We start from the raw sequence: 7,196 nt of genomic DNA on the forward strand, positions 1-7,196 counted from the left end.
TGGCTGACGATGGGCGGTTTGGATTTTTCCGTCGGCTTCTTGGTCGATACGATGACGGCGATGATGATGGTCGTGGTCACCGGCGTATCGCTGATGGTACATATCTACACCATCGGCTATATGCACGATGAAAAAGTCGGCTACCAACGCTTCTTCAGCTACATTTCTTTATTTACTTTCAGCATGTTGATGCTGATTATGAGCAACAACTTCATCCAGCTCTTTTTCGGTTGGGAAGCTGTGGGCTTGGTGTCGTATCTCTTGATCGGTTTCTATTTCAAACGTCCGAGCGCGATTTTTGCCAACCTGAAAGCCTTTTTGGTTAACCGTGTCGGCGACTTCGGCTTTTTGCTCGGTATCGGCTTGGTGCTTGCCTATTTCGGCGGCAGCCTGCGCTATCAAGATGTATTCGCTTATCTGCCTAATGTTCAGACGGCCACCATTCAACTGTTCCCCGGTGTGGAATGGTCTTTGATTACCGTAACCTGTTTGCTGTTGTTTGTGGGTGCGATGGGTAAATCAGCGCAATTCCCGCTACACGTTTGGCTGCCTGATTCGATGGAAGGCCCGACACCGATTTCCGCGTTGATTCACGCCGCAACCATGGTTACCGCCGGTCTGTTCATGGTATCGCGTATGTCGCCGATTTATGAGATGAGCAGCACTGCGCTGTCTGTCATCATGGTAATCGGTGCGATTACTGCCCTGTTTATGGGTTTCTTGGGCGTGATTCAAAACGACATCAAACGTGTGGTTGCGTATTCTACCCTGTCGCAACTGGGCTACATGACCGTGGCTCTGGGCGCGTCCGCCTATTCCGTGGCGATGTTCCATGTGATGACTCACGCTTTCTTTAAAGCCTTGCTGTTCTTGGCTGCAGGTAGCGCGATTATCGGTATGCACCATGACCAAGATATGCGCCACATGGGCAACCTGAAAAAATACATGCCGATTACTTGGCTGACCATGCTGATCGGTAACTTGTCGCTGATCGGTACGCCGTTCTTCTCCGGCTTCTATTCCAAAGATTCGATTATCGAAGCGGCGAAATACAGCACCCTGCCGGGCAGTGGCTTTGCCTATTTTGCGGTCCTTGCCAGTGTGTTTGTTACTGCGTTCTACGCGTTCCGCCAATACTTTATGGTGTTCCACGGTGAAGAGAAATGGCGCAACCTGCCTGAGCATCATGACGATCATCATGGCGAAGAGCATCACGGCTTGGGCAAAAACGACAATCCGCACGAAAGCCCGTTGGTTGTTACCCTGCCTTTGATTCTGCTGGCCATTCCGTCCGTTATCATCGGCTACGTTGCCATTGAGCCTATGCTTTACGGCGATTTCTTTAAAGACGTAATCTTTGTCAATGCCGACGCGCATCCGACCATGCACATCATGAAGGAAGAGTTCCACGGCGCATTGGCAATGGTGTCACACAGCCTGCATTCGCCTGTACTCTACCTTGCTATCGCAGGTGTCTTAAGCGCATGGCTCCTGTACGTCAAACTGCCGCACCTGCCAGCGAAAATTGCACAGGCGTTCCGTCCGATTTACGTTTTGTTTGAAAACAAATACTACCTCGACGCCCTGTATTTCAACGTCTTCGCTAAAGGCACGCGCGCATTGGGTACCTTCTTCTGGAAAGTCGGCGATACCGCCATTATCGACAACGGTATTGTCAACGGCTCCGCCAAACTGGTCGGCGCGATTGCTGCGCAAGTGCGTAAAGCCCAAACCGGCTTTATCTACACCTACGCCGCTGCTATGGTATTCGGCGTATTGGTACTGCTCGGCATGACCTTCTGGGGATTGTTCCGATAAGAATAAGGTTTCAGACGGTCTTAAACCTTCAGGCCGTCTGAAACGAAGAAATATCCACATAAACACATTTTTATTTTAACCACAGGTTAACCACTATGTTTTCCAACTACCTACTCAGCTTGGCAATATGGATACCCATCGCCGCAGGTGTGCTGGTTTTGGCGACCGGTAAAGACAGCCGTGCGCCGCTGGCGCGTGTGCTTGCCTTCATGGGTGCGCTTGCCGGTTTCTTGGTAACGCTGCCCCTGTTTACCGGTTTCGACCGTTTGAGCGGCGGCTATCAGTTTACCGAGTTCCACGAGTGGATTCCGCTTCTGAAAATCAACTACGCATTGGGTGTAGATGGTATTTCAGTGCTCTTTATCATCTTGAATGCGTTTATTACGCTGTTGGTGGTATTGGCCGGTTGGGAAGTCATTCAGAAACGTCCGGCGCAGTATATGGCGGCATTCCTGATGATGTCGGGTTTGATTAACGGCGCGTTTGCTGCGCAGGATGCAATTCTGTTTTATGTGTTCTTCGAGGGTATGCTGATTCCGCTGTACCTGATTATCGGTGTATGGGGCGGCCCGCGCCGCGTCTATGCTTCGGTCAAGCTGTTCCTCTATACGCTGATGGGTTCGCTCTTGATGCTGGTTGCCATGGTTTACCTGTACTATCAAACAGGCAGCTTCTCTATTGTCGATTTCCAAAACATCAAACAGATTCCGTTGGGCGTACAACAGCTTTTGTTTATAGCGTTCTTCCTGTCATTCGCCGTAAAAGTGCCGATGTTCCCTGTGCACACTTGGTTGCCGGATGCCCACGTTGAAGCGCCGACCGGCGGTTCGATGGTGTTGGCGGCAATTACGCTGAAACTGGGTGCGTATGGTTTCTTGCGCTTCATCCTGCCGATTATGCCGGATGCGGCACGCTATTTTGCCCCTGTGATCATCGTATTGAGCCTGATTGCCGTAATTTATATCGGTATGGTGGCTTTGGTGCAAACCGATATGAAAAAACTAGTGGCGTACTCTTCCATCAGTCATATGGGTTTTGTCACTTTGGGCATGTTCCTGTTTGTGAACGGCCAGCTGAATGACTGGGCATTGAAAGGCGCAATCATTCAAATGATTTCCCACGGTTTCGTGTCTGCCGCGATGTTTATGTGTATCGGCGTGATGTACGACCGCCTGCATACCCGCAATATTGCCGATTATGGCGGCGTGGTCAATGTGATGCCTAAGTTTGCGGCGTTTATGATGTTGTTCGGTATGGCCAATGCCGGTCTGCCTGCGACTTCCGGCTTCGTGGGCGAGTTTATGGTGATTATGGGTGCGGTTAAAGTGAATTTCTGGGTAGGCGCGTTGGCTGCTATGACCCTGATTTACGGTGCGTCTTATACCCTGTGGATGTATAAACGCGTTATTTTTGGTGCGATCCACAATCCGCACGTTGCCGAAATGAAAGACATCAATTGCCGCGAATTTGCGATTTTGGCGATTTTGGCGGTTGCTGTTTTGGGCATGGGTCTGTATCCGCAAGCGTTTATCGAAGTGGTGCATCAAGCGGCAAACGATTTGATTGCCCATGTGGCACAAAGCAAGATTTGAGGTGTGTAAATGAACTGGTCTGATTTGAATTTAATGCCCGCCATGCCCGAAATCGTGCTGCTTGCGCTATTGGGTGTCGTATTGCTGGCAGACTTGTGGATTTGCGATAAAAACCGCTATCTGACCCATCTGATGAGTTTGGGAACGGTCATTGTCGTGGCCATTACCCAATTGGCGGTATGGGAGCAGGGCAGTATCGATGCCTTTCACGGTATGTATATTGCAGACGGCATGTCCCGTTTGGCAAAACTGGTACTGTATGCGCTGACGTTTGGTTTGTTTATTTACAGTAAACCGTACAACCAAGACCGCCAAATCTTTAAAGGCGAGTTTTACACCCTGTCGCTGTTTGCCCTGTTGGGTATGAGCGTCATGGTCAGCTCGGCACATTTCTTGACTGCGTATATCGGTTTGGAATTGTTGTCTTTATCGCTATATGCCATGATTGCCCTACGCCGCGATTCCGGTCGTTCTGCCGAGGCCGCGCTGAAATACTTCGTATTGGGCGCGTTGGCCTCCGGTTTGCTACTCTATGGTATTTCTATGGTTTACGGCGCCACCGGTTCTCTTGATTTTGCTTCCGTCTTGGCTTCTGCTTTCAATGAGCAGGCCAACGAGTGGCTGTTGAAATTGGGTATGGTGTTTATTGTAGTTGCCATTGCATTTAAATTGGGTGCGGTTCCATTCCATATGTGGGTGCCCGATGTGTACGATGGTGCGCCGACCTCTGTTACCGCCTTTGTGGGTACGGCTCCGAAAATCGCCGCCGTTGTCTTTGCGTTCCGTATCCTTGTTACTGGCATGGGTACCATACATTCAGACTGGGCGCCGATGTTGGCCATTCTTGCCGTTGCTTCTTTGGTGGTCGGTAACCTTGCCGCCATCATGCAAACCAATATCAAACGTATGCTTGCCTATTCCACTGTATCGCACATGGGCTTTATCCTGTTGGCGTTTATGGCAGGCGCAGTCGGCTTTACTGCAGGTTTGTATTACGCCATTACCTATGCTTTGATGGCGGCAGTCAGCTTCGGTGTTTTGATGGTATTGTCCACCAAAGACATTGAATGTGAAAATATCAAAGACCTCGCAGGCCTTAACCAACGCCATGCATGGTTTGCCTTCCTGATGTTGCTGTCTATGTTCTCCATGGCGGGTATTCCGCCGCTGATGGGTTTTTACGCCAAATTCGGCGTGATTATGGCACTCTTGAAACAAGGCCATGTTTGGTTGTCCGTATTTGCCGTCATCATGTCGCTGATTGGCGCCTTCTACTACCTGCGCGTGGTCAAAGTCATCTACTTCGATGCGCCTGATCATGACCAGCCGGTCGGCAGTAACTATGCCGCTAAATTTGTTCTGACGGTCAATGCCTTCTTGCTGCTCCTGTGGGGTATCATGCCGCAAACCGTTATCGACTGGTGTGCCAAAGCATTGGAAAATACCCTGTAAGCTTCAAACAAAACCAACGGCGGCTGTTCCAAAGCCGCCGTTTTTGTTAGGATTCGCATTCGGATGAAATATACCCAAAGTTCAGACGGCCTCAAGCCTTTGAACAATCATCAAGCAGGTATCATCAAGATATTGAATATTCCACGGATAATGATGGGCAAGAATGCCCATTTAACATGTTAAAATCACATATAGGCCGTCTGAAAACCGAAAGACCATCATGACCGCATCCATGTACATTCTTTTGCTGTTGGCACTTATCTTTGCCAACGCACCATTTATTACCACCAAATTCTTCGGCATCATCGCCCTGAAACGCAAACATATCGGCCATCACTTGATCGAGTTGCTGGCAGGCTTCCTTCTTACCTCGATCCTCGCCTATATCCTCGAATCGCGAGCTGGTGCCGTGCATGCCCAAGATTGGGAGTTTTACGCGACCGTTGTCTGCCTCTACCTGATTTTTGCTTTTCCATGCTTTGTATGGCGTTACTTTTGGAATGAACGGAATAGAGAGTAGGATTTGAATTAGGAAAAGGCCGTCTGAAAGATTTTCAGACGGCCTTTATTTTGTTTGATGTTAAATATCGGTTAGAAAACAAGGCTGTTGGGGCGTAAAGCCTTGTCGTGGTGGCGGTTTAACGGTACTATTCTCGGTTAATCCTGTTTTATTCCTATGAAATTGAAAGTATAAGATGATTAATGATATTCAAAAGACAGCTGAAGGCAAAATGCAGCGTTCTCTGGAAGTATTGAAAGACAATTTGGCTAAAGTGCGTACCGGCCGTGCGCATACCGGCCTGCTCGACCAAGTGGAAGTGGAATACTGGGGCAGCATGGTGCCTGTGAGCCAAGTGGCAAACGTAACGCTTTTGGATGCGCGTACGATCGGTGTGAAACCGTTCGAGAGCAATATGGCTGCAAAAGTCGAGAAAGCGATTCGTGATTCCAACTTGGGCCTGAACCCTGCTTCTGTCGGTGATTTGATCCGTGTTCCAATGCCTATGTTGACTGAGGAACGCCGTAAAGATTTGATCAAAGTAGTACGCGGCGAAGCGGAAGAGGGCCGTGTGTCTATCCGCAATGTGCGCCGTGATGCAAACGACCACATCAAAAAATTGTTGAAAGACAAAGAAATTTCTGAAGATGAAGCCCGCCGAGGCGAGGAAGCGGTTCAGAAGTTGACCGACAAATATATTGCTGAGGCAGACAAGCTCTTGGCTGCCAAAGAAGAAGATTTGATGGCGATTTAATCCTGTGTGCAAACCGTTCAGACGGCCTTTGGACGGTTTGTTCCCTGAAAGGCAGACATGAAAAGCAGTACGCAGACGATTTTGGAACACTCTGCCATCCCCCGACATATTGCCGTGATTATGGACGGCAACGGACGTTGGGCAAAGAAGCGTTTTCTTCCCCGTGTGATGGGGCATAAGCGCGGTTTGGATGCGCTGGAGAACATGGTGAAGCATTGTGCTGAGCTGGGTGTGCAGTATTTGACCGTGTTTGCTTTTTCGACTGAAAACTGGCGACGCCCCGAGGAAGAGGTTTCTTTTCTGATGGGGCTGTTTTTGCAGGCTTTGCAAAAGCAGGTGCGCCGTTTGCACGATAACAATATGCGCTTGAAAGTCATCGGCAGCCGTGAGCGGTTTAATGCTGAAATCCTGAAGGGGATTGAGGCGGCAGAGGCGTTGACGGCAAACAATGCCGGCTTGACTTTGAGCATTGCCGCCGATTATGGCGGCCGCTGGGATATTTTGCAGGCGGCAAATCAGTTGATTGCCGAGGGTGTAACTGAGATTACGGAAGAGGCGTTGTCGCGCTATTTGATGTTGGGCGATGCACCCGAGCCGGATTTGTTTATCCGCACCGGCGGGGAGACGCGCATCAGTAATTTCCTGCTGTGGCAGATGGCGTATGCGGAATTGTATTTTACGGATACACTGTGGCCTGATTTTAATGAGAAATCGCTGAACGAGGCGATTGCTTCGTTCCAACAACGGGAGCGCCGCTTCGGGCGGACTTCCGAACAGCTGCCGGTTGAGCAGCAACGGGGTTGAGAATTATGTTGAAACAACGGATTTTGACGGCGCTGTGGCTTTTGCCACTGATGCTGGGCATGCTGTTTTATGCACCTATGTGGCTGTGGGCGGCGTTTTGCGGCCTGATTGCCATGCTGACTTTGTGGGAATATGCCCGCATGAGCGGCTTGGACAAGCTGAAAATCAATCATTATTTGGCTTCAACGCTGGTGTTCGGCGTGATTGCCTATGCCGGCGGTTGGCAGTTGCCTGATTTGGTTTGGTATGTCGTATTGGCGTTTTGGCTGATTGTCAT

Annotated in this window: 7 protein-coding genes; all 7 read left to right on the forward strand. The window is 49.8% G+C overall.

The genetic code is table 11. The features are described 5' to 3' along the window. On the forward strand, positions 1 to 1,818 hold a 1,818-nt coding region (gene nuoL / locus ACTHSP_RS15835), incomplete at its 5' end, for an NADH-quinone oxidoreductase subunit L (RefSeq protein ID WP_440346418.1). Between the two features lie 95 nt (positions 1,819 to 1,913). Next, a complete protein-coding gene (locus ACTHSP_RS15840; RefSeq protein ID WP_107792271.1) occupies positions 1,914 to 3,410 on the forward strand; it encodes an NADH-quinone oxidoreductase subunit M in 1,497 nt (498 codons plus the stop codon). 9 nt (positions 3,411 to 3,419) lie between these two features. Beyond that, entirely contained in the window at positions 3,420 to 4,862 is a 1,443-nt protein-coding gene (gene nuoN / locus ACTHSP_RS15845) for an NADH-quinone oxidoreductase subunit NuoN (RefSeq protein ID WP_107792270.1), read from the forward strand. 220 nt (positions 4,863 to 5,082) lie between these two features. Continuing rightward, positions 5,083 to 5,382: a DUF2818 family protein gene (locus ACTHSP_RS15850; RefSeq protein WP_107768626.1), complete on the forward strand. Its 300-nt coding sequence runs from the start codon at positions 5,083 to 5,085 to the stop codon at positions 5,380 to 5,382. Between the two features lie 175 nt (positions 5,383 to 5,557). Continuing rightward, a complete protein-coding gene (frr, locus tag ACTHSP_RS15855) occupies positions 5,558 to 6,115 on the forward strand; it encodes a ribosome recycling factor (RefSeq protein WP_003686718.1) in 558 nt (185 codons plus the stop codon). A 57-nt stretch (positions 6,116 to 6,172) separates the two neighbouring features. Beyond that, complete coding sequence (locus ACTHSP_RS15860; protein WP_440346419.1) at positions 6,173 to 6,919, forward strand: isoprenyl transferase; 747 nt, start codon at positions 6,173 to 6,175, stop codon at positions 6,917 to 6,919. A gap of 5 nt (positions 6,920 to 6,924) precedes the next feature. Then, a partial coding sequence (locus ACTHSP_RS15865; RefSeq protein WP_440346420.1) for a phosphatidate cytidylyltransferase occupies positions 6,925 to 7,196 on the forward strand: 272 nt, incomplete at its 3' end.

This window comes from Neisseria sp. P0001.S005 (genome assembly GCF_051963715.1).

Bases quoted from the DNA above. Each gene is read 5' to 3' on its own strand.
- ACTHSP_RS15840 (WP_107792271.1), top strand. From the start codon at position 1,914: ATGTTTTCCAACTACCTACTCAGCTTGGCAATATGGATACCCATCGCC.
- nuoN (WP_107792270.1), top strand. From the start codon at position 3,420: ATGAACTGGTCTGATTTGAATTTAATGCCCGCCATGCCCGAAATCGTG.
- ACTHSP_RS15850 (WP_107768626.1), top strand. From the start codon at position 5,083: ATGACCGCATCCATGTACATTCTTTTGCTGTTGGCACTTATCTTTGCC.
- frr (WP_003686718.1), top strand. From the start codon at position 5,558: ATGATTAATGATATTCAAAAGACAGCTGAAGGCAAAATGCAGCGTTCT.
- ACTHSP_RS15860 (WP_440346419.1), top strand. From the start codon at position 6,173: ATGAAAAGCAGTACGCAGACGATTTTGGAACACTCTGCCATCCCCCGA.